The 26616-nt window shown below is 64.5% G+C and carries 24 protein-coding genes; 10 read left to right on the top strand and 14 right to left on the bottom strand.

What is annotated here, in order from left to right; all coding sequences use genetic code 11:
* Nucleotides 1-3 precede the first annotated feature (3 nt).
* Genes B0E51_RS00780 through B0E51_RS00770 form a run of 3 tightly spaced genes read right to left on the bottom strand, consistent with a single transcriptional unit; the run spans nt 4 to nt 2857 of the window.
* Nucleotides 4-1359: a GldG family protein gene (locus B0E51_RS00780; RefSeq protein WP_077442924.1), complete on the bottom strand. Its 1356-nt coding sequence runs from the start codon at nt 1357-1359 to the stop codon at nt 4-6.
* A complete protein-coding gene (locus B0E51_RS00775) occupies nt 1359-2129 on the bottom strand; it encodes an ABC transporter permease subunit (protein WP_077442923.1) in 771 nt (256 codons plus the stop codon). Before B0E51_RS00775 ends, B0E51_RS00780 begins: the two co-directional genes overlap by 1 nt.
* Nucleotides 2126-2857, bottom strand: coding sequence for an ABC transporter ATP-binding protein (locus tag B0E51_RS00770; RefSeq protein ID WP_254424351.1), 732 nt, complete (start codon nt 2855-2857; stop codon nt 2126-2128). The genes B0E51_RS00775 and B0E51_RS00770 overlap by 4 nt, the downstream gene beginning before the upstream one ends.
* A gap of 209 nt (nt 2858-3066) precedes the next feature.
* Here B0E51_RS00770 and B0E51_RS00765 point away from each other — a divergent pair, with 209 nt between their 5' ends.
* Complete coding sequence (locus B0E51_RS00765; protein WP_077442921.1) at nt 3067-4260, top strand: fatty acid desaturase; 1194 nt, start codon at nt 3067-3069, stop codon at nt 4258-4260.
* Nucleotides 4261-4378: 118 nt separating this feature from the next.
* Complete coding sequence (locus tag B0E51_RS00760; protein WP_077442920.1) at nt 4379-5488, top strand: saccharopine dehydrogenase NADP-binding domain-containing protein; 1110 nt, start codon at nt 4379-4381, stop codon at nt 5486-5488.
* 6 nt (nt 5489-5494) lie between these two features.
* On the opposite strand, the gene B0E51_RS00755 is transcribed toward B0E51_RS00760, so the two are convergent.
* The 4 genes from B0E51_RS00755 to rpmB all read right to left on the bottom strand — a co-directional run bounded on the left by B0E51_RS00755 (nt 5495) and on the right by rpmB (nt 7047).
* On the bottom strand, nt 5495-5905 hold the full coding sequence (locus tag B0E51_RS00755; protein WP_077442919.1) for a thiol-disulfide oxidoreductase DCC family protein: 411 nt from the start codon (nt 5903-5905) through the stop codon (nt 5495-5497).
* Nucleotides 5895-6443, bottom strand: coding sequence for a DUF4166 domain-containing protein (locus B0E51_RS00750; RefSeq protein WP_077442918.1), 549 nt, complete (start codon nt 6441-6443; stop codon nt 5895-5897). The genes B0E51_RS00755 and B0E51_RS00750 overlap by 11 nt, the downstream gene beginning before the upstream one ends.
* Before the next feature lie 188 nt (nt 6444-6631).
* Entirely contained in the window at nt 6632-6799 is a 168-nt protein-coding gene (rpmG, locus tag B0E51_RS00745) for a 50S ribosomal protein L33 (protein WP_017463578.1), read from the bottom strand.
* Nucleotides 6800-6810: 11 nt separating this feature from the next.
* Complete coding sequence (gene rpmB / locus B0E51_RS00740) at nt 6811-7047, bottom strand: 50S ribosomal protein L28 (protein ID WP_072759006.1); 237 nt, start codon at nt 7045-7047, stop codon at nt 6811-6813.
* Between the two features lie 316 nt (nt 7048-7363).
* Between rpmB and secB the strand changes: the two genes are divergently transcribed.
* From secB to B0E51_RS00725, 3 genes are all read left to right on the top strand, one after another.
* Nucleotides 7364-7867: a protein-export chaperone SecB gene (gene secB / locus B0E51_RS00735; RefSeq protein WP_077442917.1), complete on the top strand. Its 504-nt coding sequence runs from the start codon at nt 7364-7366 to the stop codon at nt 7865-7867.
* Nucleotides 7868-7877: 10 nt separating this feature from the next.
* Nucleotides 7878-8903, top strand: a complete 1026-nt coding sequence (locus tag B0E51_RS00730; RefSeq protein WP_077442916.1) for an NAD(P)H-dependent glycerol-3-phosphate dehydrogenase — start codon at nt 7878-7880, stop codon at nt 8901-8903.
* A 114-nt stretch (nt 8904-9017) separates the two neighbouring features.
* On the top strand, nt 9018-12035 hold the full coding sequence (locus B0E51_RS00725; protein WP_077443265.1) for a DEAD/DEAH box helicase: 3018 nt from the start codon (nt 9018-9020) through the stop codon (nt 12033-12035).
* Between the two features lie 36 nt (nt 12036-12071).
* On the opposite strand, the gene glk is transcribed toward B0E51_RS00725, so the two are convergent.
* The gene (gene glk / locus B0E51_RS00720) at nt 12072-13082 is read right to left on the bottom strand and encodes a glucokinase (RefSeq protein ID WP_077442915.1); all 1011 of its coding nucleotides are present in this window, start codon (nt 13080-13082) and stop codon (nt 12072-12074) included.
* Between the two features lie 122 nt (nt 13083-13204).
* Entirely contained in the window at nt 13205-14842 is a 1638-nt protein-coding gene (locus B0E51_RS00715; RefSeq protein WP_077442914.1) for a S53 family peptidase, read from the bottom strand.
* 182 nt (nt 14843-15024) lie between these two features.
* On the opposite strand from B0E51_RS00715, the gene hemB reads away from it, so the two are divergent.
* Nucleotides 15025-16017, top strand: a complete 993-nt coding sequence (hemB, locus tag B0E51_RS00710; protein ID WP_077442913.1) for a porphobilinogen synthase — start codon at nt 15025-15027, stop codon at nt 16015-16017.
* A 35-nt stretch (nt 16018-16052) separates the two neighbouring features.
* Nucleotides 16053-16766, top strand: coding sequence for a hypothetical protein (locus B0E51_RS00705; RefSeq protein ID WP_077442912.1), 714 nt, complete (start codon nt 16053-16055; stop codon nt 16764-16766).
* A 25-nt stretch (nt 16767-16791) separates the two neighbouring features.
* On the opposite strand, the gene B0E51_RS00700 is transcribed toward B0E51_RS00705, so the two are convergent.
* The gene (locus B0E51_RS00700; RefSeq protein WP_077442911.1) at nt 16792-17172 is read right to left on the bottom strand and encodes a tautomerase family protein; all 381 of its coding nucleotides are present in this window, start codon (nt 17170-17172) and stop codon (nt 16792-16794) included.
* Between the two features lie 272 nt (nt 17173-17444).
* Here B0E51_RS00700 and pyrC point away from each other — a divergent pair, with 272 nt between their 5' ends.
* Nucleotides 17445-18497, top strand: a complete 1053-nt coding sequence (gene pyrC / locus B0E51_RS00695) for a dihydroorotase (RefSeq protein ID WP_077442910.1) — start codon at nt 17445-17447, stop codon at nt 18495-18497.
* A gap of 218 nt (nt 18498-18715) precedes the next feature.
* Here pyrC and B0E51_RS00690 read toward each other — a convergent pair whose 3' ends face one another.
* From B0E51_RS00690 to trxA, 4 genes are all read right to left on the bottom strand, one after another.
* A complete protein-coding gene (locus B0E51_RS00690) occupies nt 18716-20083 on the bottom strand; it encodes a glutamate--cysteine ligase (protein ID WP_077442909.1) in 1368 nt (455 codons plus the stop codon).
* Between the two features lie 158 nt (nt 20084-20241).
* A complete protein-coding gene (locus B0E51_RS00685) occupies nt 20242-21027 on the bottom strand; it encodes an ankyrin repeat domain-containing protein (RefSeq protein WP_077442908.1) in 786 nt (261 codons plus the stop codon).
* Between the two features lie 118 nt (nt 21028-21145).
* Complete coding sequence (rho, locus tag B0E51_RS00680; RefSeq protein ID WP_077443264.1) at nt 21146-23026, bottom strand: transcription termination factor Rho; 1881 nt, start codon at nt 23024-23026, stop codon at nt 21146-21148.
* Nucleotides 23027-23213: 187 nt separating this feature from the next.
* Nucleotides 23214-23540, bottom strand: a complete 327-nt coding sequence (trxA, locus tag B0E51_RS00675; RefSeq protein ID WP_077442907.1) for a thioredoxin TrxA — start codon at nt 23538-23540, stop codon at nt 23214-23216.
* Nucleotides 23541-23930: 390 nt separating this feature from the next.
* On the opposite strand from trxA, the gene B0E51_RS00665 reads away from it, so the two are divergent.
* Together B0E51_RS00665 and ftsE are read left to right on the top strand one after the other, a co-directional pair.
* Nucleotides 23931-25682 carry a DEAD/DEAH box helicase gene (locus B0E51_RS00665; protein WP_077442905.1) on the top strand — a complete coding sequence of 584 codons (1752 nt, stop codon included), beginning with the start codon at nt 23931-23933 and terminating at the stop codon, nt 25680-25682.
* Nucleotides 25683-25936: 254 nt separating this feature from the next.
* Nucleotides 25937-26614: a cell division ATP-binding protein FtsE gene (gene ftsE, locus B0E51_RS00660; protein WP_077442904.1), complete on the top strand. Its 678-nt coding sequence runs from the start codon at nt 25937-25939 to the stop codon at nt 26612-26614.
* Nucleotides 26615-26616: the final 2 nt, after the last annotated feature.

The following is a 26616-nucleotide window of genomic DNA, read 5'->3' as shown; positions in this document are numbered from 1 at the left end:
GGATCAACGCCGCCGGCGGCGCCACACGATCAGGCCGCCGATCAGCAGCAGCAGCGCAGGCAGGGCGATCAGGAAGCCGATGCTGATCGTGTTCAACTCGACCTGGCTCATCTCGATCAGCCGATCCGGCGCGCCGCGCGGGGGAAGGTCGACCAGCTTGTCGTCGCCGAGCAGCCAGTCGAACATGCGCTCGCCCAGCGCGCGATTGCCGCCGTTGCCGAGGAAGGTGTTGGAGAGGAAGTCGCCGTCGCCGATCACCACCGCACGCTGTTCGCTCTTGTCCGGGCTCGGCGACAGCCGGCTCAGCGCGAAGCCGAAATCCAGTGGTCCCTTGAGCTCACCCGAGCTGGCGTCGAAGCGGATATCCGAGGGCTTGTTGTTGTCGACCGGATGAAATTCGGTCCAGCTCTGCGCGCTGGAGCGCAGGAACGACTTGACTCCCCAGCCGGCCTGCGACACCTGGGCCAGCGCGGATACCTGCGGGAACAGCGTGGTCAGCGTGAAGCCGCGGGTAATCGCCTGTGGCGGATAGTCGCCCAGTGCGATCAGGCGCGGGTCGTGCAGGCCCAGGGCCGCACCGGAGCCGTCGACCAGGACGCCGGGCAGCACGTGTACACCGAGCGCGTCGGCCAGCGGCTGCAAGCCAAGATCGTCATTCGACGGCTCGGTCAGCCACAGCAGATTGCCGCCGCCCTGTACGTAATTGACCAGTGCATGCACCGCGCCTGGTGGCAGCGCCAGTGTGGGGCTGGCCAGCACCACCAGATCGGTGTGCTGCGGCACGTCGGTGACCTGGGCGAAGTTCAGCGGCACCGCGCGCATGCCGCGGCCTTCCAGCTGGGTGATGAAGGTGCCGAGGTCGGCGTTGCCTGGGCCATCGGTGCGGCGCTCGCCATCGCCGGTGACAAACGCGACGATGCGGTCGTTGCCGCGGATCAGTCGCTCCAATGCATTGGTGAGGCTGCGCTCGGACAGTTCGTCCAGTCGCTGCTCGCGGTCCTGGTAATGCAGGATCAGCGCGCCATCGACGGTGATGCCCAGTTCGCGCATCTTCGCCGGATCCTGCTGCGGGTCGACGAAGCGCAGGCTGAAGTCGGGCTTCACCGTCTGGTAGCGCTGCAGGAAGCCGGCCACGGTCTGGCGCAGGTCGCCCTGCGGATTCGCGTAGCTGACGATCTCCACCGGACCGTGCAGTTGGGCCAGCACCGCGCGGCTTTCCGCCGACAGGCTGGTGCGACCATTCGCGGTCCAGTCGGCCTCGTGCATGTAGCGTGTGCTCAGGTAGCCGATCGCGCCCGCTGCCAGCAACAGCAGCAGCGCGAACAGCCAGCCGTCCAGACGTCTGAACAGCATGCCCATCAGTTGCGCTCCTTGTCGGTGGCCAGCCGGCGCGTGGCCAGCGCCAGTGCCAGCACGATCAGCAGCACGAACCAGACGATGTCGGTGGTCGATACCAGGCCGCGCAGCAATGGCTGCAGGTGCGAACTCATCGCCAGCCAGTTGATCGCACCATCATTCATGCCGGCCATCTGCGCGCCAAGGTTCACGCTCCACAAAGCCAGTGCAATGACCAGTGCGGCGCTGGCGGCAATCGCTGGATGCGAGGCAAAAGCAGAACAGGCCACGCCAATTGCCCCGAGGGCGGCCAACATCAGCGCCAGACCCAGCGTGGCGGCTGCCAGCTTGCCCCAGTCGAAATGGGTGGAGTGCATCAGCGTCAGCGGCATCGCCAGAGTCAACGCCAGCCACACCAGCAGCCAGCCCAGCACGGCCAGATATTTGCCCAGCACGATGCGGGAAGCGGGCAGGCCGGCGGCGAACAACAGCGGCAGTGTGCCGTTGCGGCGCTCGTCGGCAATCACCGACATGGTGATCAGCGGTACCACCAGAAAGGCCAGTTGGGCGAGCTGACCGAGCAACGGGACGCCGACCAGATCGATGAAGCCCGGACCATCCGGCTGTGCGGCACGCTGGATCTGCGAGGATAGAAAACTGCCAAGCATCAGTGTGAAGTTCCATGCCAGCCACGCCAGGGTCAGCGCTGCCAGTACCCAGGCCAGCGGACGAACCAGCAGTCGACGCCATTCCAGTCTCGTCACGGCAAACGGACTCACGAAGGCAGGAGTCATGCGGCGCGCGCCGGTTGGGGTTGGCCGTTCATCGCGATCTCGAAGAAGGTTCGTTCCAGTGCCGCGTGATCGTCACTGTGCACCGAGCCGTCGTGGCGCAGCGTGCCATCGTGCAGGATCGCCACGCGATCGCAGACGGCGGTGACTTCGGCCAGAAGATGGGTGGAAAGGATCACCGCGGTGCCGGCCGCAGCCTGTTCGCGGATCAAGGCACGCAAAGCAGCGACCTGCACCGGATCGAGCGCGTTGGCCGGTTCGTCCAGCACCAGCAGCGCAGGGCGATGCAGCAGTGCGCAGGCCAGGCCGAGGCGTTGGCGCTGGCCCTGCGACAGCACCCCGGCCAGGCGTCGGGCCAGCGGCTGCAGTTCGAGCCGTTCGATGATTGCCATGCGTGCCTGCTTCAGCGTCGCGCCACGCAAGCCGCGCAGGTGACCATGCGCGTCCAGATGCTCGCTCACCGTCAGTTCCGGCCACAGCGGGGCACGTTCGGGCAGCCAGCCGATCAGTTGGCGCGCCAGTTCCGGCTGCTCCAGGAAATCCGCCCCGTTCAGCTGGATGCTGCCGCTGTCTGGCCGCAGCGCGCCGGCAATCATCGACAAGGTGGTCGATTTGCCGGCACCGTTGACGCCGAGCAGGCCCAATACCTGGCCGCGGGGCAGCGACAGGCTCAGGCTCTGCACGGCCGGGCGACCGGCGCGGCGGCGGCTGAGCTGGTCCAGTTGCAGCATGGGCGCTGCGGATACGTCGGTTGGCAAGGTCATTGCCTGATTGTCACGGTGCCCCCACTGTTTAGACAACAGGTGATTGTCACGCGCGTGAACTAACGACGTATTAGCTTCTCCCTCTTGACTGGCTGTTATTATTGTGGGCTAGGCCATGCTGGCGGGTATGGAAGCCCCTCCACTAGACTGAATTCGTCCCCTACCCGGTGCTCTCCATGCTCGATGCAGTGCTCAATTTCCTGAACAACGGTCTCACCGGCGCAAGCTGGGGGCAGATCGTGGTCTACATGCTGATCGTGACCCAGCTCACCATCTTCACGGTGACGCTGTATCTGCATCGCAGCCAGACCCATCGCGGCGTGGATTTCCACCCGGTGCTGGCGCACTTCTTCCGTTTCTGGGGCTGGCTGACCACCGGCATGGTCACCCGCGAGTGGGTGGCAGTGCATCGCAAGCACCACGCCAAGGTCGAGACCGAGGAAGATCCGCACAGCCCGATGATCTACGGCATCAAGAAGGTGTTTTGGGACGGCGTCTCGCTGTACCGCGATGCCTGCGAGTCGAAGCAGGACATGGAACAGTATGGCCGCGGCACGCCGGACGACTGGGTCGAGCACAAGGTCTATGGCGCGCATCCGTATTGGGGTCCGACCCTGATGCTGCTGATCAGCATCGCGCTGTTCGGTGTTATCGGCGCCGCGCTGTGGGCCGTGCAGATGGTGTGGATCCCGTTCTGGGCCGCCGGCTTCGTCAACGGCATCGGCCACTGGGCCGGCTACCGCAACTTCGAGAGTGCCGACACCGCGCGCAACCTGATCCCGTGGGGCTTCTGGATCGGCGGTGAAGAGCTGCACAACAATCACCATGCCTTCCCCAGCTCGGCCAAGTTCGCGCTGCGCAAGTGGGAATTCGACATCGGCTGGGCGGCCATCTGCATGTTCCGCGCAGTCGGTCTGGCCAAGGTGCTGCGCGTGGCGCCGTCGCTCGATGTGCGTCCGAACGTGCGCCTGCCGGACGCTGACACGCTGAAAGCCGTGCTGACCCACCGTTTCCAGGCGATGACCGACTATTACCGCGGCGTGATCGTGCCGACCCTCAGCGACGAAGCCTTGCATGCCGGGGAAAGCCTCAAGTCGATGCCGCGCCGTATCCGCCTGGCCATGGCTGACGGCGGCCGCTGGCTGGACAGCGAAGGTCGCGAGCGCATGCAGGCCGTGCTGGCCAAGCGCCCAACCCTGACCATCGTGTTCGAGTTCCGCAACCGCCTCGCGGCGCTGATGGAACAGCGCGGTGCCGAGCAGGCGCTCAAGGGTCTGCAGCAATGGATCCACGAGGCGGAGGAAAGCGGCATCCGCGCGCTGCAGGATTTCGCCCAGCGGTTGAAGGGTTACGCGGTCGCGACGGCCTGATCGCGTAACCACCAAAGCCATTGGAACAAGCCCGCCGCATGGCGGGCTTTTCTTTTGTGCCGAGCTACGGCGTGCGAGAGTTGTGATGCACGAGTCGAGTATTTCTCAGGGAGCGGGTATGGCTTTGCGGGTGGTCTTGATCGGTGCAACGGGCGTGTTCGGTTCGCGTATCGCGCGGCGGCTGACGGGTGACCCGCGCTTCGTATTGATCCTGGCGGGCCGACAACGGTCGGCACTGGAAGCGTTGCGTGACGAACTGGGCGACAGTGCGGCGCAAGTCGCCACGCTCGATGTCACGGGCGTCGAGCTGTCCACAGCGCTGGCGCGGTTGGCACCGCAGCTGGTGATCCATACCGCCGGCCCGTTCCAGAGCCAGGACTATAGGGTTGCGGAGGCCTGTCTGGCCTGTGGCAGTGACTACATCGACCTGGCGGATGGTCGCGATTTTGTCAGCGGCATCGGGCGTCTGGACGAACGTGCCCGCGAAGCCGGTCGACTGCTGGTGAGCGGTGCGTCGAGCGTGCCGGCGCTGAGTAGTGCGGTAGTCGACGCGTTGCTGCCGCGCTTTGGCGCCCTGCAGTCGATCGAACATGCGATCAATCCCGGCAATCGCACGCCGCGCGGTGATGCCACGGTGGCCTCGATCCTCGGCTATTGCGGGCGGCCGATCCGGGTCTGGCGCGATGGTCGCTGGCAGCACGTCTACGGCTGGATGTCCGGCAAGCGGCAGCTGTTTCCGTTCGGGCGTCGGCACGTCGGTGTATGCGAGGTGCCGGATCTGGAGCTGTTCCCGATACGTTACCCGCAGGTGCGCACGGTGTTGTTCCGCGCCGGACTGGAGTTGCCGCTGCTGCAATGGGGCACCTGGTGCGCGGCGTGGCTGGTGCGGCTGGGCTTGGTCCGCAATCTCGCCGCGTATGCGCCACGCTTGCGTCGCTTCGGTGAGCGCTTCATCCGTTTCGGCTCGGATGTCGGTGGCATGGTGATGGAGCTTGCCGGCCACGATATGAATGGTGCGCCGTTGCAACTGCGCTGGTGGCTCGATGCGGCGGCGGGCGACGGCCCACAGGTGCCGGTGACACCTGCCGTGCTGCTGGCGCAGCGGCTGGCCGATGGTCTGGTCACGGCGAAGGGCGCGCAGCCATGCACGGGTCTGCTTACCCTGGATCAGCTGGTGGATGGTTTCGCCGGTTATGCGCTGCGTACCGGGCTGGAGATGCTGGATTGAGTGGAATCAGTCCAGAAACCGTGCGGCATGCGCGGCTTCAGGCAAACGGCATTGCTCGCGTCGCCCGAACAAGCGGTAGCGATGCCGCGCAATCCAGCGATAGGCCGGGTCGCGCAGGAACCGCGGTACGGCACACAACAAACCGCTGACCAACGTCCAGCCACCGCCCAGTTGACGCAATACGCGTGCGATCGCGTCCGTATCGATATAGCCTTGGCCGTCCTGCACCAGCAGGAAGGACGACGGGTCATCCGGGGACAGGCCATGTGCCTGCAGCAGGAGCGTGCCGTGACTGCCCTGCATCGCGGCGAGCCGGAAACGGCCGTCACGATCGTGTCGCAGGATGAAGTCGACCCAGCGACTGCACAGCAGGCAGACGCCGTCGAACACGATGACCGGCCCATCTTCAGTCGCCATCGACGATCTCCAGCCAGCCGCGATAAGCGACCAGGCGGCCGAGCAACGGCAACCGGGTGTCGATGTGGAAGGCGTAGCGGCCGTCCTGCTCACCACTGCGCGACAGCACCTCGCCGAACAGTGCGCGTGGTAGTGGCAAACCGAACATTCGCGCACCACGCAGTTGCCAGTCGAGGGTCCTGTCATCGCGGAGCAACTCGAAACGCAGCGTGATCGGACCCAGTCGTTCGCTCAGCAGTGGTGAGTTGGTCGCGCGATCGAGTACCGAGCGCATTTGCTTGCCGGCGAAGCGGCGCGTCCAGATCTCACGCGTGCCGCGGCGCTCGATGCTCACTTCCAGTGGTTGTTGCAGGCCGGGCTCCGGCAGTCCCAGCAGGTGCCGCAACCAGCGTATGGGCAGGTTCGTGGCGCCTTCCACATCGGCTGCGCCGCGTGCCAGCACATGCGGTGTGTCGCCATGCATCTGCTGTATGGGCGCGGCCAGCTGCTGCCAGTGGTCGCCGAGCAAGGCAGGGAACAGGGCCGGGTTCGAGGTCATTGCGAAATGATGATGGTTGCGTTGCGCTGGCGGCAAGCGGGCAAAAGAAAACCCGCCACGGGGGGCGGGTTTTCTTGGGGGCATTTTAATGTCGCTATTGCAGATGCGGAAGCAAGAGCAAAAGCGATCCCTGCCTTCGCAGGGATGACCAAATGGCTAGCCACGCGCTGCGCGCGTGGGCCATTTGGTCACTTGATCTTGCCTTCCTTGTAGATCACGTGCTTGCGCACGACCGGATCGTACTTCTTGAACTCGAACTTTTCCGGCGTGTTCTTCTTGTTCTTCTGCGTGGTGTAGAAGTGGCCGGTGCCGGCCGAGGAGATCAGGCGGATCTTGTCTTGGGTCTTGTTAGCCATGATTTAAATCCTCAGACCTTGTCGCCGCGGGCGCGCATCTCGGCAATCACGGCTTCGATGCCATTCTTGTCGATCGTGCGCAAGGCGTTGTTGGACACACGCAGCTTGATCCAGCGGTTTTCGCTGGCAACCCAGAAGCGACGCTCATGCAGGTTCGGCAACCAGCGGCGACGGGTACGGTTGTTGGCGTGCGAGACGTTGTTGCCGCTCTGCACACCCTTACCGGTGACTTGACATACACGGGCCATGACGACCTCCGTTGAATGACTTCAGAAGCCGAGGCTTTGAAAGTCGGTAAACACCCGTTAGCCAGGGTGACATCGGCCCAGCGGCGCCGTGCGCCACGCGATGCTGGAGGTTGTTGCCACGCTTGATCGTGAGGTCCGTACCGCGTGGCGGACTGCCCGGAAACACCGGGTCGATCGAGGCGAGCCGCGTATTCTCGCAGAAAAACAAGGCTGTGCGCAATCTTTCCAGGCCCGGCGGATTCCGCTCGACGTGCGTCGCGGGGGGATGTATGGAACAATCGATCTCTTTTTGACGACCGAACTTGAGGGATTCCCGATGGCTGAAATGAACACCAACGACTTGTCCAACGGCCAGGACAACGAGCCGCAGCTGATATTGCAGAAGATCTATGTGAAGGATGTCTCCTTCGAGGCGCCGAATGCGCCGCAGATCTTCCAGGAAATCGACTCGCAGGAACAGCCGCAGGTGCAGCTCAACCTCGCCCAGCGGGCGACCGACCTGGGCAGCAACATGTACGAAGTGGTGCTCAACCTCACGCTGACCTGCACGGTCGGCCAGCGCACTGCATATCTGGCCGAAGTGGAGCAGGCCGGCCTGTTCGGCGTCTCCGGCTTCAACGAGACGGATCGTGCCGGGATCATCGGCAGCTATTGCCCGAACCTGCTGTTTCCGTATGCCCGCCAGGTGATTTCCTCGCTGGTGATCGAAGGCGGTTTCCCGCCGTTCCTGCTGCAGCCGATCAACTTCGACGCCTTGTTTGCCGAACAGCAACGCCGCTCGATGGGTAGTGGGCAGGCCCCGGCCACGCTCAACAGCTGATCGATCCGACATGGCTGAACGTCCGACTCTGGCCGTCCTCGGTGCCGGTTCCTGGGGCACTGCACTGGCGGCCCTGGCGGCGCGCAACGGAGTGCCAATCCGGCTGTGGGGGCGCGACCGGCAGGCGCTGGCGGCGATGGCGAGCAGCCGTTGCAACCAGCGCTACCTGCCAGACGTCGAGCTGCCGCCCGGGCTGAATTACGAAAGCGACCTGGCTGCCGCCGTGCGCGGTGCCGACATCGTGCTGATCGTGGTGCCCAGCCATGCATTTGCCTCGATGCTGGCCGAGCTGGCGCCGCTGCTCGACGCAGGCACGGCGATTGCGTGGGCGACCAAAGGTTTCGAGCCCGGTACCGGGCGCTTCCTGCATGAACTGGTCGCGGCGCAGTTGCCTGGCCGCGCAGCGGCGGTGATCACCGGTCCATCGTTCGCGCGCGAAGTGGCTGCCGGGCTGCCCAGTGCGGTCACCGTGCATTCGGAAGACGACGCGTTTGCGCAGCAGCTGGCCAGTCTGCTGCATGCGCCAAATCTGCGTGCGTACTCCGGCAGCGATGTACTCGGTGCCGAACTTGGTGGTGCGATGAAGAACGTGCTGGCGGTTGCCACCGGCATCGCCGACGGCATGCAGCTGGGCCTGAATGCGCGGGCCGGCCTGATCACCCGTGGCATGAACGAGATGCTGCGTCTCGGCGTGGCGCTCGGCGCTCGGCCGGAAACCCTGATTGGCCTGTCCGGCCTCGGCGATCTGGTGCTGACCTGCACCGGTGACCTGTCGCGCAACCGCCGGCTTGGCCTCGCGCTGGGACAAGGCGTGGCGATCGACGAGGCGGTGCGCCGGATCGGTCAGGTGGTCGAGAGCATCCTCACTGCCGACGAGGTGGCACGTCTGGCCGACAAGCATGGACTGGATCTGCCGATCAGCGCCGGTGTGCGCGCCGTGTTGCACGGCGAGGTCACACCGGTCGATGGGCTCAAGGCGTTGATGGCGCGCGAGCAGAAACCGGAATATCCGCGCGGCCTGTTCGGTACCGCCTGAGTCTCTCCCGGCGGCCCGTGGTGCGGGCTGATAAATCGTCCGCACGATGACGCCGCACGGAGCTCCGGCACTGCTAAGCTCAACGTTTTGGTTATCGCCACGGATCGCATGCGCATGCAGCAACCGGACGAGAAGCAGCACGACGCTACCGCGCCAGTCGGCGATGACGAAGCCTTGCCGCAGGCATGGCGACGACTGCTGGCCGCACCTAAACCGGTCGCGGTCGAGGATCGCGGCGTACTCGGTTTCTTTCTGGACGTGGTGCCGGAAGAAGGTGCCGCCTTTGCCCGGCTGGATGTGGCGCCGGTTCTGCTGAGCACGGCCGAACATGGTCGTTACGCGCGGCCGGTGCCGATGGACAGCCGGCACCTGGCACAGTCGACCCTGCCACCGCACGAGCAGCGGCTCGCCGCGACCATGCTCGGGTTGCCGCAGAACGTGCGCAAGAGTCGCAGCTATGCGCGCCTCGGTGGTCACGTCGGTGACACCTTGCTGGCCGAAATCCTCGACACGGCGCCGTGTTTTCTCGGTGGTCTGGCCGGGTTGAGGTTGTCGCGCGGCAAATCGCATCAGCTCAACTGGCACTGGCAGATGGAACCAGACGGCAGCCAGCGCCTGCTGCCGGTGCTGCCGCACAGCCAGCGTCTGCTGCGTCTCGACAGTCTGTGGTACCTCGACGCCGAGCGCGCCACCCTGGGGCTGCTGGATGCTGCGGCTGAGGAAACCCATTGGCTGGAGCTGCCGCCGCTCAAGCATGAGCACGGTCGCCGCCTTCGCAATCGTCTGCCGGGCAGCCGGCTGGCGACGCGAGTGCCGCTGCCGCAGGTATTCGGTGAACTGCGGCGCTCGCAACTGGCGCCCAAACCGGTGTTGATTCTGCACGCCTTGACCCGGCACGCGCGGTTGGCGGCCGGCACGCCGCCGCTGGGTTATGCGCGGCTGGCGTTCGACTATGCGGGCGAGCGTCTGCCCGGCCGCGGTGGCGAGCCGCTGGTACGCCGTGTACGCAACGGCCAGCTGGTCGAGATCACCCGCCGTCGCGCCGAAGAGCTGTCCGCCATGGAACAGCTCGAACGCGCCGGGTTGACGCCCGGTGTGGACACCGAAGGGCTGCCGTGGGACGTGGCCGACACCTTGCCCGATGATGCGTGGCTGTTTCCGGGCACCGGCTACGCCGGTGCGCTGGAGGTCAACACGCCGGCGCGCTGGCTGGCGTTGCGGCCGAAACTCGAAGCGGAAAATTTCCAGGTCGAGTACGCGCCAAGTTTTCCGTTCGAGGTGCTGGAAGGTCCGGTGCGCTGGTATGGCCATGCGGTGGAGGATGCCGACGACCACGCGTTCGATCTGGAGATCGGCATCGAGCTGGACGGCCAGCGGCACAACCTGCTGCCGGCCGTGGCGCAGGCTTTGGCCGAGCATCAGTTGAACCTGAGTCCCGCGCCGAACGAGCCGGAAGATGCTGTGTGGTATGCGCCGGTTGATGCGCGCCGTCGCGTGCCGGTGCGACTGAAGGAGCTGCGCGGCCTGCTGGCGCCACTGGCCGAATATCTGGAGAAGCCGCGCAAGAAGCTGCATCTGCCGCGGGTGCAGGCCGGGCGACTGGAAGAGCTGGTCGTGGCGATGCCCGCTGGCAGCACGCTGGAAGCATCAGAGCCGTTGCGTGGTTTTGCCGCGCGCCTGCGCGATGCCGCCGAGCGCGCCAGCGACGTGGCACCAGAAGGGCTTACCGTGGAGTTGCGGCCGTACCAGCGCGAGGGTCTGCGCTGGTTGAACGCGCTGGCCGAAGCCGGTGTCGGCGGCGTGCTGGCCGATGACATGGGTCTGGGCAAGACGCTGCAGCTGATCACCCATCTGTTGTCGCTGAAGCAGAGTGGCGCACTGACCCAGCCGGCGCTGATCGTGGTGCCGACCAGCCTGATCCCGAACTGGCAATCGGAGATCGCCCGCTTTGCGCCGGACCTGCATGTGCTGACCCTGCACGGGCCGCAACGCGCCGAGGAATTCATCCAGCTCGGCGCGCAGGACATCGTGCTGACCAGCTATGCCTTGTTGCCGCGCGACGTGGTGACGCTGCGCAAGCAACCGTTCACGCTGATCGTGCTGGACGAGGCGCAGCAGGTGAAGAACCCGCGCACGCAGGCGCGCCGTGCATTGCTCAGCCTGCGCACCTCGCGCTATGTCTGTCTTACCGGCACGCCACTGGAAAACCATCTGGGCGAGCTGTGGTCGCAGATCGATCTGGCAGTTCCGGGACTGCTCGGCGACGAGGGCGCCTTCCGCCGTTTCTACCGTGTGCCGATCGAGAAGCAGCACGACGAGGAATGCCAGCAGCGACTGAACCTGCGCCTGGCGCCGTTCATCCTGCGTCGGACCAAGGCGCAGGTCGCGCAGGAATTGCCGCCGAAGACCGAGATCACCCGCCGGGTGGTGCTGGAAGGCCGCCAGCGCGAACTGTACGAAGGCCTGCGCCTGTCGCTGGCGGAGGAACTGCGCGAGGTGATCGCCCAACGCGGCATCGCGCACTCGGGCATCGTGGTACTCGATGCGCTGCTCAAGCTGCGTCAGGTCTGCTGCGATCCACGCCTGGTGAAACTCGAGGTGGCGCGTGGCGTGCACGAGTCGGCCAAGTTCGAACTGCTGATGGACATGCTGCCGGCCCTGCTCGACGAAGGCCGCAAGGTGTTGCTGTTCTCGCAGTTCACCGGCATGCTGAAACTGATTGCGGCCGAACTCGATCGAAGGCGCATCCGCTACGTCACCCTGACGGGCGAGACGCGCGATCGCGCCGAGCCGGTGCAGCGTTTCCAGAACGGTGAGGTACCGCTGTTCCTGCTGTCGCTGAAGGCTGGCGGCGTTGGTCTCAACCTCACTGCCGCCGACACCGTGATCCACTACGACCCGTGGTGGAATCCTGCTGCCGAGGCACAGGCCAGCGATCGTGCGCACCGCATCGGCCAGGACAAGCCGGTATTCGTGTTCCGCCTGATCACCTCGGGCACGGTGGAAGAGCGCATCGAGGAACTGAAGGCGCGCAAGGCCGAGTTGGCCGCCGCCGTACTCGAGGGCGGTGGCAGTCGCGAGAAGCTCAGCTTCGACCAGGTCGATCTGGATGCGTTGTTGGCGCCGGCCTAGCGGCAGCGCCTTGCATGCAAGACGGAATGCCCGGTTTCAATGGTGCAGCAGCGAGCCACCCGACTCCATCACCGCCAGCGCGGCCGCGCCGAGCAGGCCCGGCTCGGGGTTCATGATCGCCTGGGTCGGCACCTTCTCCATGATGTCGCGGAAGCGGCCCTTGGCCTCGAAGCGCTCACGGAAGCGACCGCGCTCCAGCCAGGGCAACAGGACCGGTATCAGGCCACCGGTGAGATAGACGCCGTCCCAGGCGCCAAGCGTGAGCACCAGGTCGCCGGCGACGCTGCCGAAGATGCCGGCAAAGGTTTCCACGGTGCGGGTACATAGCGGGCACCCGTCCTCCTTGGCGCGTGCGGTGATGTCCTCGGGCTTGAGGTCGTCGGGGCGGGCGCCGACGATATGGCAGATCGCGTCGTAAAGATTCACCAGGCCCTGGCCGCAGATCAGCCGTTCGTTCGAGACGCGCCCATACTTCTGGTTGAGATAGTTGAGGATCGCGATGTCTTCCGGCGAATGCGCGGCGAAACCGGCATGACCGCCTTCGGTCTGCAGCACGCTGCAATGGCCGCCACGCACCAGCAGGCCGCCGACGCCGAGCCCGGTGCCCGGGCCGACGATGGCGAAGGTCTGCTCGTCTTCGGCGCCGACCACCGGGCGCGGTGCCGTACCCACGTCGACCAGATCATCGCCTTGCAGCAGCGTCACCGCCATGCTCTGCGCGGCGAAATCGTTGACCAGATGCACATATTCCAGGCCCAGCGCGGCGGCTGTCTGATGGGCCGAGATGGCCCACGGATTGTTGGTGACCTTGACCGTCTCGCCGTCGACGATGCGCCCGGCAGCGGCCACGATGGCGCGGCTCACCTGCCGGCCCGTGTCGGCCAGGTATTGCTTCGCGGTCGAGACCAGCGAATCGTGCTCGGCCACGCGATAGCGCCGGATGCTGTCGGTCAGCAGCGGCTTGTCGCGTGATGGATCGGCCACCCCGAAACGGACATTGGTACCACCGAGATCGACGAGCAGGGTGGGGGCGGCAGGCACGTGCATCGGAACTCCGTGGGAGTGAAGCGGGAAACAGCAAGCCTGCCGTGAATGCCGGCCAGCGTCCAGCACCTGGTGCAGCAAGAATGCCGACGTAGCGGACATAGTGCTTGCTGACCCGGCGGTTCCTACAATTTGCCCTTGTGTTTTTTGCCGCCCGAGGCAGGTGGTTTGGGCTTGTGTTTGTGCGGTGGGCTTGGTGCAGGTGCAGGTGCTGGCGCAGGGCTCGGTGCTGGCGCCGGACTTGGCGCTGCGCCTTGCAGGGCGCCGAGCAGGGCCTGCCCGTTAGGGCTGCCCAGGCCGGTGCAGGCATCCCAGCCCGGGCCGGCGGTGTAGCTGCCGTTGTTGCCCTGGGTGATGTCGTGGAACGCCGTTTCGCCGATGGCGTACAGGGCGGCATTGGCGGCACCCAGCGAGCGGCCGAGCTGCTGGTTGAGGCGCGCCACCAGCGCGGCCCACAGCGGCGCGACTGCACTGGTGCCGCCAATGACCTCGCTCTGGCCGTCGACCAGCATGCTGTAACCCGTGAGCGGATCCGCGTTGCCGGCCACATCCGGCACGCCACGGCCGACGAAACCGCCTGTTGCCACAGGCACCTTCGATGCCGATTGCCATGCGGGCAGCGCGAACACGGTGCTGACGCCGCCGCCGGTGGCGCCCTCGTTGCCGGCGGTCTCGTTCCATACCACCTCGCTGCTGATCGTGCTGCCGCTGCTGATCAGTTCGGTGCCGCCGCAACCCAGCACGGATGGGCTGGATGCAGGGAAATCCACCGTTGCTTGACCGCCGCTGACACCGTCGCTGGAGCCGTTGTCGCCAGCCGCCACGGTCACCGTTACATCGAGCGCGGCGGCATCCTCCAGCGCGGTTTCCATCGCATTGCGCGAGGCTGTGCTCCAGCTGCTTTCGGGACCACCCCAGCTGATCGACATCACCGTGGCCGGCTGGGTGGTGCTGTGTGCGGCCTGCGAGATCGCGTTGTAGAAACCCTGGTCGGTGTTGCCGCCGAAATAGACGACCAGTTTGGCTTTCGGTGCCAGCGCACCGGAAACCTCGATGTCCAGCATCACTTCCGCATCCGCGTCGCCGCCGGGCTGGTTGCTGCCGCCGTCGACGGACACGGCCGTGATGGACGGTGTCGCCAGGCCGAGTCCCTTGAAGTACGTGTCCAGATCGGCCTGCTGGTAGCCACCACCGAGTTCGATGATCGCGATGGTCTGACCACTGCCGTCACCGGCGGGGAAGTTGTACAGCTCGCCGATCTGCAGCGGCGTGTAGGTATTGGCCGGTGTTGCCTGTGCGATACGGAAATGCGGCTGCGCGACCGGGCGCTGATCCAGCCCGAGCACGGCGATCACCGCGGGATCGGGCAGCGTAGGTGCTTGCGCGGAGCCGACATAGGACGCCCCGCCGGGTGTCAGCTCGTAATGCCCCAGCTGCACACCGAACGCCTGCTGCAGCGATTGCACGGTGCCGCGCAGATGCAGCGTGCGCCGTCCCGGCTCGCAGGCCAGTTCCTGCAGGCCATGCTGGCGGCTGAAACTGCGCAGGCGTTCCACATCGGCCGGATCGGCGCCGTAGCGCGCCATGAAATCGGCATGCCGGGCGCTGCGCGATGCTGACGGAGCCAACGTGCCCAGCGGGCTCTTGCGGCGTAGCACCAGGGTCACATCGAGCGATGCATCCGGGGCATGCGGGCCCAGATAACGGGCGCTGGTCGGCAGATGCCAGCCGGCAGTCGAGGCGGTGGGCATGGTCTTGCTCATGAGACTTCCTCCGGCGGGGATAACGGCGGGTCGTGACGCCGAGCGTGCACCCGAAAACGTGACGGGAAAGTGTCGTGGTCGATCGAATCAGCGATGGCACGGATGCAACCAATGTCGCAGCGCGGCCGCAGGCTTTGCGTTGTGGCCTAAAATGCCCGGGATATCACACGTCAGGATCTGCCATGAGCTTTCCCGCCATCCGCATGCGCCGCATGCGCCGCGACGCCTTTTCCCGCGCACTGATGCGTGAGCACACCTTGCTGGCGAGCGACCTGATCATGGTGGCGTTCGTGATCGAAGGCGAAGGCCAGCGCGAAGCCGTGCCATCGATGCCGGGCGTGGATCGGCTGTCGATCGACGAGCTGCTGAAACTGGCCGGCGAATGCGTGCGTCTCGGCATCCCGGCGCTGGCACTATTCCCGTCACCGGGTTCGGCAGTGAAGAGCGAGGATGCAGCCGAAGCATGGAATCCGCAGGGCCTGATGCAACGCGCCACCCGTGCACTGAAGGCGGAGTATCCCGAGCTGGGTCTGATTGGTGACGTCGCGCTCGATCCGTACACCACGCACGGCCAGGACGGCCTGATCGACGACACCGGCTACGTGATGAACGAGCCCACCGTCGAGGCGCTGATCAAGATGTCGCTGGCGCAAGCCGACGCCGGCATGGATTTCGTGGCGCCGTCGGACATGATGGACGGCCGCATCGGCGCGATCCGCGAAGCGCTGGAGGAAGCCGGCCACATCCACACCCGCATCCTCGCCTACTCGGCGAAATACGCTTCCGCGTTCTACGGCCCGTTCCGCGATGCGGTGGGTTCCTCGGCGAACCTCGGCAAGGGCAACAAACACACCTACCAGATGGACGTTGCCAACAGCGACGAGGCACTGCACGAAGTCGAGCTGGACATCAACGAAGGTGCCGACGCGGTGATGGTGAAGCCGGGTTTGCCTTATCTCGACATCGTGCGCCGGGTGAAGGACACGTTTGGTGTGCCGACGTTCGTGTATCAGGTGTCGGGCGAGTACGCGATGTTGAAGGCGGCGTCGCAGAATGGGTGGCTGGATGAGAAGGCGGTGGTGCTGGAGTCGCTTACCGCGATGAAGCGGGCGGGGGCAGATGCGATTCTCACGTATTACGCGATTGATGCGGCAAGGTGGATTCGTGGGGAGTAGGTGAAGCCAGTTTTGCAATTTTTCGCGGAGGGGTCATGCGCACGAAATGGTTTGCGGTCTTTGCGGTAGCAAGTGTGTGGTTCGCCTCATATACATATGCAGCGTCGCTAAGTCCGCTGCAACGCGACGCGATATATGAGGCCTATTTCAGCACGTTCCACAATGCACTTCGAAACCTTCACTCGTATGACAAAAGCTCCGTCGACGGCACCAAGGGGTACGAAATGTATACGCCTGTCGGACAATATTTTGATGTTGCCGGCTTTGCGCCTTACGACAGCGAGGACGATGCGCAACTCCACGCTTGGTACTGTCATTCCGACGCTATCGTTTTCGCGACCAATGTTTCGTCCCAATCATATTTCGGGGGTAACGAGGGCACAATATTTACGGATTCGACGTTTGTCGTAGATGAAGTTATTAAAGGGCAACCGGGCGCCATTCGCGCAGGCTTTCCCGCTGACGTGGTTCGCATTGGAGGAACGGTCGAAGACGGTGCGGACACTCTCAAGGTAATGGTCGCCAATCGGCCCGATTTTGAGAAAGGAAAAGAGTACTTTCTCCTCCTGAATAAACCGAACCAGCCAGTCTTCCAGGCTTGGCATACTTCCGACTGGGTCACGGTTGAAGTTGCAGCCGATCGCTTCCATCCATCTATGAAGTCTCCCTTCGGCATCATGCCAGGCGAGAGTCCTGAAGCTCTACGTTCGAGAATCGACTGGCTTGCCCACAGATTTGCCTGTCATTGAGAACTTCATTTCTCTAAGCGGACCTTCACGCGTGCTGCGCGATCCCATTTCCAAACGACCAGTTCTCCTTCGCCACCTCGATCAGATTGATGAACACATCTTCGGGACGCAGGCCCGGGTCTGCGGAAAAATTCTCAGCGATGCCGCGATATAGCGCCTGTTTCTGTTCCACTGTACGGCCGCTGTTGCAGGTGATCTGCACGACCACCAGATCGTCGCTGCGGGCGATGCCGAGGTAGTTCGGGTCGTAGTCGAATTCGTCGGCGTCGTGCTGGCTGATCAGGATGAAGCGGTCGTTCTCCGGCACGTTGAAGGCTTCGCGCATGGCTTGGTAGATGCCGTTGCGCAGGGCGGCGATGTGAGCGGACGACTTGCCGCGGCGGAGCGAGATGCGAACCAGTGGCATGGGGACTCTCCACGAGGATGAAGCACGGTAGATGGGGGTAGGCAGTGCGTACCCCAACACCCATCTGCTTTCTGAAGTCCGGGTTCGCATTGTGCGCCCGGTCTTCGGTGCCTTGAGCTGTGGGATCGCAGTCGAAACAAACCGGGGTGGCGGCGCGATACCATGTGCCATTGGCAGCCATGCCGCGAGGCATTCGGCATGTGTCAGCCACGTGAGCAACACCGACACCTGCTGTGAGCTTCTCTCGATCCGCTATCCCGAGTCCGCAAACCATGACACCCACGCGTCTTGAAATCACCCGCCCCGATGACTGGCACCTGCACCTTCGCGACGGCGATGCGCTGGCCTCGGTGATCGCCCACACCGCGCGGCGATTTGCGCGCGCCATTGTGATGCCGAACCTGAAGCCGCCGGTGACGACGGTCGCACAGGCTGAAGACTATCGCCGCCGGATTCTGGCGAGTTTGCCGGTGGGCATGCGCTTTCAGCCGCTGATGACGCTGTACCTCACCGAGAGCACCCCGGCCGAGGAGATCGTCCGCGCCAAAGACAGCGACAGCGTCGTTGCGGTCAAGTATTACCCCGCTGGCGCCACCACCAATTCACAGTCCGGCGTGCGCGAGCTGTCGCGGGTGTATACCGTGCTCGAAGCCATGGAGAAGCACGAACTGCCCTTGCTGCTGCATGGCGAAGTCACCGATCCGGACATCGACATCTTCGATCGCGAACGCGTTTTCATCGAGCGCCATCTGCTGCCGCTGCAGGCCAGATTCCCGGCCCTGCGCATGGTTCTGGAGCACATCACCACCCGTGATGCGGTCGAGTTCGTCCGTGGTGCCCCGGCCAACGTGGCTGCCACGATTACCGCGCATCATTTGTTGCTCAACCGCAACGCGCTGTTCGAGGGTGGCATCCGCCCGCACAACTACTGCGCTCCAATCCTCAAGCGCGAGACGCATCGTGCCGCTTTGCTGCAGGCTGCCACCAGCGGTGATTCGCATTTCTTCCTCGGCACGGACAGTGCGCCACATCCCCGCGAAGCGAAGGAGTCGGCCTGCGGATGCGCTGGACTGTATACGGCCCATGCGGCGCTGGAGCTGTATGCCGAGGCGTTCGATCAGGCCGGCCGGCTGGATCGGCTCGAAGCGTTTGCCAGCTCCCATGGCCCGGACTTCTACCGCTTGCCGCGCAACCAGGATCGCATCGTGCTAGAACGCGCGTCATGGATCGTGCCGGACGAATATCCCCTGGCCGGATCCACCTGCAAGCCCATGCGAGCCGGCGAGTCCGTCGCATGGACGCTCGTGGAGGCGACCGCTTCCTGATTCGGATGGTATTGGCTCAAGCGTAAGAACCTCACATGCCGTCATTCCGGCGTAGGTCGGAATCGCTTCAGCACGAAACCGGTTATCGCATTTCGTCACACGGCCGGATGCCGCCAGCGAAGCCAAATGCGATTACCAGCTGCGCTGTTGTGAAGCTCCTTCGGCCTACGCCGGAATGACGCTATGTGGGAGTTTTCGGCGCAGTGGCGCCGGTGCTTTCAGTACGCAAACTCGCGGAATACCGGATCCACACTGCCGCCCCATGTGCTGTGGAATAGTTCCAATTTGCGCTCGGCCGGGGTCTGGTTCGCTTGCACGATCTCGATCATCGGTTCGAGGAAGATGCTTTCGTCGGCACCGTTCTTGTTGAGCCGGGCGCGACGCTTGAGGCCGTGGCCGGCGATCTTCAGCGCTTCCTCGGCGAGGTCGCGTACGCTGCGGCTGCGGAACGGCAGTTTCAGCGCATGCTTCGGCACACCGTCGCGTAGCGCGTGGCGTTCCTCGCGACTGAAATCCTTGACCAGATCCCACGCGGCATCCAGTGCCTCATCGTCATACAGCAGGCCGACCCAGAATGCGGGCAGCGCGCACAGCCGGTTCCACGGACCGCCATCGGCACCGCGCATTTCCAGGTACTGCTTGAGCCGTACCTCAGGAAACGCGGTGGTGAGGTGATCGGCGAAATCTTTCATGTTCGCCTTGGCGCCGGGCAGCATCGGCAGTTCGCCGGCCATGAACTGCTTGAAGTCCTGGCCGGCCAGATCGATGTACTTGCCGTCCTGGAAGCTGAAGTACATCGGCACATCGAGGATGTAGTCGACATAGCGCTCGTAGCCGAAGCCTTCGGCGAACACGAAGTCGAGCATGCCGGTACGGTCCTTGTCGGTATCGGTCCAGATGTGCGAACGATACGACAGATAGCCGTTTGGACGTCCTTCGGTGAACGGCGAATCGGCGAACAGCGCGGTGGCGATCGGCTGCAGCGCCAGGCTCACGCGGAATTTCTTGATCATGTCCGCTTCGGACGAGAAATCCAGGTTCACCTGCACGGTGCAGGTGCGCGTCATCATGTCCAGGCCGAGCGATCCGACCTTGGGCATGTATTCGCGCATGATCTTGTAGCGGCCCTTCGGCATCCACGGCATCTCGTCGCGGCGCCACTTCGGCTGGAAGCCCATGCCGAGGAAACCGAGGCCCATGCCGTCGGCGATCGAGCGCACTTCCTCCAGATGCGAGTTCACCTCGCAGCAGGTCTGGTGGATCGTCTCCAGCGGCGCACCGGACAACTCCAGCTGGCCGGCCGGTTCCAGCGTGATCGACGCCTTGTCGCGCGACAGCGCTACCGGATTCTCGCCTTCGCGGGCCACGTCCCAGCCGTAGCGGGTGGCCAGGGTTTCCAGCAGCAGCTTGATGCCGCGGTCACCCTCGAAGGTGGGAGGGCGCAAGGTGTCGGTGAGGAAGCCGAACTTCTCGTGCTCGGTGCCGATGCGCCACGCCTCGCGTGGCTTCTCGCCCGCGGCGAGATAGTCGGTGAGTTGCTGGCGGTCCCGGATCGGGGTGCTCTTGACGGCACTGGGTATGGACACGGGCAAAGCCTCGCTGGGTGAGCGAGTCACTATGGGGGTGTTGCGTGACAACGAAAAGGGGGTAACGGGAAATAATTGGACGGGACGGTACAGATGGCGGTCGCACGATGCGCGCACGAAGCGGATGCGTCGCGTCATGCAGATACCCGAAGGTTGCTTCAGTGTGTTGAGGTAACCGAGGGACAGGCCAGCCGCTGCACAAGCGTCTCGGGCAGGCCATTGCGACGCCCGATGCTCGCCAGTGAGGCGCCAGGCTTGCGCAATTGGATCTGGCGGTCGTCAATACACGGGTCGGCGCCGTGATCGAGCAGATGCTGCACGACGGCGGCATCACCGTGAACCGTGGCTACAGTTAGCGCATCGACGACATTCGGTGCCCGACGTGCCATGACGTTGGCATGGTGACGCAACAGCACATCCAGCGTGGCTACGTCGCCGCACTCGGCGGCTGTCGTGAGGGCCGGACCGAGGCGCTGTCCCTGATTATTCACTATCCCGGCTGCCGCGAGCCCCTTGACGCCGGCCGGCCCGCCAAAGCGCGGATCCTGCTGCATGTCGCCCAAGGTCTGCTGGTAGAAGCCGCCCTTGAATGGAGGTATCCAGCCGAGGCCGTCGACTGCCGCACCGTCGTCCAGCAGCGCATCCACGATGGCGGCTTGTCCGGCCCAGACGGCAGTGAGCATCGCGGCCTGTCGCCATTGCGGGACTTCAGCCGGTTTCAGTTCGGCGAGTTGTTGGCGTACCTGCGGCAACTTGCCATCGATCACGTTGACCATCAGCGCCGCTACCTCTGGAGGGGCGTCATAGAGATCGTGTAGCCACAGATCGCGGATCACCGGGGTGTTCTGGCGGCAAAATTCGCGCAGCGATGGCGCGTTGTCTTTGGCGTAAGCGGGAGTGATCAGCAGGAGCGCCCATGCCAGCCATGCGATACGTGAAAGCATCCGTGCGATCTCCCGTGATGTTGGCCGATTTCAACCCAAACTAACGCGGCCCACAAGTATCCGGAAGCAGAAAGGCCGGCGACGAGCCGGCCTTTCTGGGTGATGCGATGAAGCGGAATCAGCGCTTCATCGAATTGAAGAACTCGTCGTTGGACTTGGTGTTCTTCATCTTGTCGAGCATGAACTCCATCGCGGAGAGCTCGTCCATCGGGTGCAGCAGTTTGCGCAGGATCCAGATCTTGGCCAGCATGTCCGGGTCGATCAGCAGGTCTTCGCGGCGAGTGCCGGAGCGGTTGATGTCGATCGCCGGGTACACGCGCTTCTCGGAGATGCGACGGCTCAGGTGCACTTCCATGTTGCCGGTGCCCTTGAACTCCTCGTAGATCACTTCGTCCATCTTGCTGCCGGTTTCGGTCAGCGCGGTGGCGATGATGGTCAGCGAGCCGCCTTCTTCGACGTTACGTGCGGCGCCGAAGAAACGCTTCGGACGCTGCAGCGCGTTGGCGTCGACACCGCCGGTGAGCACCTTGCCGGAGCTCGGCACCACGGTGTTGTAGGCGCGGGCGAGGCGGGTGATCGAGTCGAGCAGGATCACCACGTCCTTCTTGTGCTCGACCAGGCGCTTGGCGCGCTCGATCACCATCTCGGCGACCTGCACGTGGCGCACGGCCGGCTCGTCGAACGTCGAAGAGATGACTTCGGCGCGCACGGTGCGGGCGATTTCGGTCACTTCCTCCGGACGCTCGTCGATCAACAGCATGATCAGGTGCGCGTCGGGATGGTTGTAGGTGATCGCCTGGGCGATGTTCTGCAGCATCATCGTCTTGCCGGACTTCGGCTGCGAGACGATCAGACCACGCTGGCCGCGGCCGATCGGCGCGATCAGGTCGAGGATGCGCCCGGTGATGTCCTCGCTCGAACCGTTGCCGCGCTCCAGCTTGAACGACTTGCGCGGGAACAGCGGGGTGAGGTTCTCGAACAACATCTTGTTCTTCGACGCTTCCGGCGGATCGCCGTTGATGTCGTCGACACGAAGCATCGCGAAATAACGCTCGCCTTCCTTCGGATGGCGCACGCGACCGGTGATGTAGTCGCCGGTGCGCAGGTTGAAGCGGCGGATTTGGCTGGGCGACACATAGATGTCGTCCGGGCCGGCCAGGTAGGACTCGTCGGCCGAACGCAGGAAGCCGAAGCCGTCCTGCAGAATTTCCAGCACGCCTTCGGCCCAGATGCCGCCGCCGGAGCGGGCGTGCGCCTTGAGCACGTTGAAGATCACGTCCTGCTTGCGTGCGCGGGCGATGCCTTCGTGCAGGCCCAGCGATTCGGCGAATTCCAGCAACTGGATCGCGTTCTTGCGCTTGAGCTCGGTGAGGTTGATCACCCGGTCATTGCTGCCCGGATCGGCGTTGTCGTCATCCACCGGCAGGCCGTTCGGGTTGTTGTAGCGCGGATTGCCACCGCCCTGCGGGCGCGGTTGCTGCTGTTGCGGGTTGCCGCCGCGCTCGTTGCGCCGGCGCCGGCCGCGGCCGTCACGACCTTCGCGGGGACCATTGTTGGGGTTGTTCGGGCCCGGGTTCTGGCCTTGGGCACCCTGATTCGGGTTCTGGCCCTGATTCGGATTTTGCGCCTGGACCGGATTCTGACCCTGACCCTGACCCTGATTCGGGTTCGACGTCGCGTCCTGATTCTGGTTCTGACCCTGGTAAGAGGCCGATTCGCGTGGTTCCTGCGGCGCCCGTTGCGGCGGCGCTTCGTTACGCGCTGGCGTCGTCTGGGTTGCGGGTGCTGATGTCGGTCGTTCGGCTGTAGCCGGAGGTGGCGCGGGCGGGGTGGCAGATGGCGCCTTGTCGCTCGTCGCTGCCTTCTCCGCGTTGGCCGCCGCGATCGCTGCCGCCGTGCGGCGCGGCGCGCGTGGGCGCGGCTCGGGCTTGCCTTCGCTCGCAGGCTTGGTATCGGCGCTCTTGGCGTCGTTCGGGATGTTGTTTTCGTTATCGGACACGGGCAATCCTCGCGGGGCGCCGTTGAATTACAGGAGGGAGGGTGTGCGTCGCGCGGAAGGCGCAAGGGGACAGGACTGTCCCGACGGACGCGATGAATCTAGCACCCGCTGCGTGTCGGCGTAAAGCCTCGCAAGCCGGCCGGCCTGAACCGGACCGGCTTGATGCAGCGGTTTTGCAGCGGGTGGATCAGATGGCCTTGTCGATCATCTGGGTCAGCTGACCCTTGCTGACGGCACCGATCTGGGTCGCTTCGACCTTGCCGTTCTTGAACACCATCAGGGTCGGGATGCCGCGTACGCCATAGGTGCGCGGGGTCTGCTGATTGTGGTCGATGTTCACCTTGACGATGCGCAGCTTGCCTTCGTACTGCTTGGCCAGCTCGTCCAGCATCGGGGCGATGGCCTTGCACGGGCCGCACCATTCTGCCCAGAAATCCAGCAACACCGGGGTTTCGGATTTGAGCACCTGCTCGTCGAAGGCGTCGTCATTCACATGGGTAATCAGGTCGCTCACCGGGGATCTCCGTGGCTGGGGCGAAAAAGGGCGGGTGCAAAACAATGGGGTGGCAAGGGCGGGAAAACAAGGAGATGGCGACGCCAGGGGCCGTCATCAGCTACACTCAGGCGCCCATGAAGCGCGGGTTGGGCAGGAAGAAGAGGTGCCATGGCGGCAAGTCTTCATTCCAGCGCAACTCCGGGCACGATTCAAGGGCAGCCTGTCAGGCTGCCCGTCAGACCGCCGGCAAACATGGCGTCGCCAGCCGCGGCGCGACCTTGTTGACCCTGACATTGAGCCGCTTCACTGCGCATTGCGCACCCGTCCTGCACCGCTCTGCGCCGATGTCCGGCGCCTGAAGCGGCACAGCACATCACGCCGCCGTCAGGCAAGGTTTTCAATCCCCTTATGTCACAAACCGTACTCACCGATACTTTCTTCGCCAATTTCGATTTGCAGCCGCTGCTGCAGCAGGGCCTGGACGACAGCGGCTTCACCCGCTGCACGCCGATCCAGGAAATGACCCTGCCGCTGGCGCTGACCGGCCGCGATGTCGCCGGCCAGGCGCAGACCGGCACCGGCAAGACCTGCGCTTTCCTGGTCGCCCTGATGAACCGCCTGCTGACCAGTCCGGCCGTGGCCGAGCGCAAGGACAGCGATCCGCGCGCACTGATCATCGCGCCGACCCGCGAGCTGGCGATCCAGATCGAGAAGGATGCCAAGGCGATCGGTCGCCATACCGGCCTGCGCACCGCGCTGATCTATGGCGGTGTCGATTACGACAAGCAGCGCCAGCAATTGAAAGATGGCTGCGACATCATCATCGCCACGCCGGGCCGCCTGCTCGACTATCACAAGCAGGGCGTGTTCAGCCTCAACAGCGTCGAGGTGATGGTGATCGACGAGGCCGACCGCATGTTCGATCTCGGCTTCATCAAGGACGTGCGCTTCATCTTCCGCCGCCTGCCGGCGCGCGAGCAGCGGCAAGTGCTGCTGTTCTCCGCCACGCTGTCGCACCGCGTGCTGGAGCTGGCTTACGAGCACATGCACAACGCCGAGAAGCTGGTGGTGGAGAGCGACAATGTCACCGCCGACAAGGTGCGCCAGCTGGTCTACTTCCCGGCCAAGGAAGAGAAGATGCCGCTGCTGCTGAACCTGCTCGACCGCACCAAGCCGAGCCGCAGCATCATCTTCGTCAACACCAAGGCCGCTGCCGAACGCATCACCGAGCGGGTCAAGCGCCACGGTTGCCGCGTCGGCGCGATCTCCGGCGACGTGCCGCAGCTGAAGCGGCAGAAGCTGCTGCAGCGTTTCCAGGACGGCCAGCTGGACATCCTGGTGGCCACCGACGTAGCCGCGCGCGGCCTGCACATTCCCGCGGTCAGCCACGTATTCAATTACGACCTGCCGCACGAGGCGGAAGATTACGTGCACCGCATCGGCCGTACCGCTCGCCTCGGTGCCGAAGGCGATGCGATCAGCTTCGCCTGCGACCTGTACGCGATGTCGCTGCCGGAGATCGAGACTTATATCGGCCAGAGCATTCCGGTGGCACCGATGGATCCGGAATTGCTGATCATGCCGAAGTCGCGCGAGATCGATGCCGAGTTTGCAGCCAACGCCGCCGCCGACAGCGCTGCGTTTGGCGATGTGGTGGCACCACGTCCTGGCGATAAACCGAGTCGTTCGCGTGGTCCGGCGGGTAGTCGCGATGGTGAGCGAAGCGGATCCCGCACGGGCTCACGCCCGCCGCGCGAGCGCAAGCCGGCCACGCCGGTCGTCGACAGTCATGTCGAAGCAGCGGCTGTCGTGCCAACCGCGAATGCGGCCAGCACCGCTGTGGATGCGGGTGGCAACGATGCGGCCGAGGGTGTGCGCAAACCGCGTCGCCGTCGTGGTGGCCGCAATCGCCGTCGCGAGGGCGGCGCCGTCGCTGTCGAGACGAACGGGCAGAACAGCGCGGTCACGGCAGACAGCAGCCGCGCCCCGCGTGGCGAGCGTCGTCCGTCACGTGAGCGCAATGCGGGCGAGTCTGGCGGCCATGCCGGCAATCGGCCGTCGCGTCAGGTGGCGGTAACGGCCGGAGTGCCCGCTGCCCATCCGCATCCGAAGAAGCCGGGCCTGTTCCGTCGACTGACCCGGTTGTTCACCGGGCGGTAGCCGCAGGTTGAGAGGGTGCGGCCTGCACTTTCTCGACGCGCCGAAGCCGGCACATGTCCGGACTCGGCTACGCCGAATCAAGCACCTGGATGCTTGATTCGCAGAGGATCACCCATGATCCGGTCGCTCCTTGCCGAATCCGCACGCTCTGACTGAATCGGCGACGATCGGCCGGTGCGTGAAGTCCGCATCTTGATGCCGGCTTCCCTTATCCTTGCCGCTGGTAAGACGGCAGGCAGGCTCGGGGATACTCGGTGATCCATTTTGATCAAGTCAGCAAACGCTACGAGGGCGGCCACGAGGCGCTGTCGCAGCTTTCGTTCGAGGTGCCGACTGGCGAGATGGCCTTCGTCACCGGCCATTCCGGCGCCGGCAAGAGCACGCTGCTCAAGCTGCTCGGCCTGATCGAACGCCCCTCGCATGGCACGATCAGCATGGACGGCAAGAGCCTGGCGAAGATCCGTCGCAGCGGCATTCCAAAGTGGCGCCGGCAGATCGGCATGGTGTTCCAGGATCACCGCCTGTTGATGGAGCGCACGGTGTTTGCCAATGTCGAGCTGCCGCTGGTAATCGGTGGCATTGCCCGCACGGAACGCGCCAGGCGTGTGCGCGCGGCTCTGGAGAAGGTCGGTTTGCTCGCCTACGAAAGGCAGTTGCCGGCAACCCTGTCCACCGGTGAACAGCAGCGTGTCGGCATCGCCCGTGCGATCGTGGCGCGGCCGACCCTGCTGATTGCCGACGAGCCGACCGGCAACCTCGATCCGCAGCTAGCGGTGGAGATCATGGGCCTGTTCGGCGAGTTCCAGCAGGTCGGCACCACGGTGCTGATCGCCAGTCACGATCTGCCGCTGATCAAGCGCATGAAGAAGCGCGTGATCGTGCTTGACCATGGCCGGCTGGTGGCCGATCTCGCCGCACAGGAGGTGTTGTGAAC

This window comes from Rhodanobacter sp. C05 (assembly GCF_002001165.1).
GTDB lineage: Bacteria > Pseudomonadota > Gammaproteobacteria > Xanthomonadales > Rhodanobacteraceae > Rhodanobacter.
Note: the sequence above shows the minus strand (reverse complement) of the source record. Positions and strands in the feature narration are given on the sequence as shown.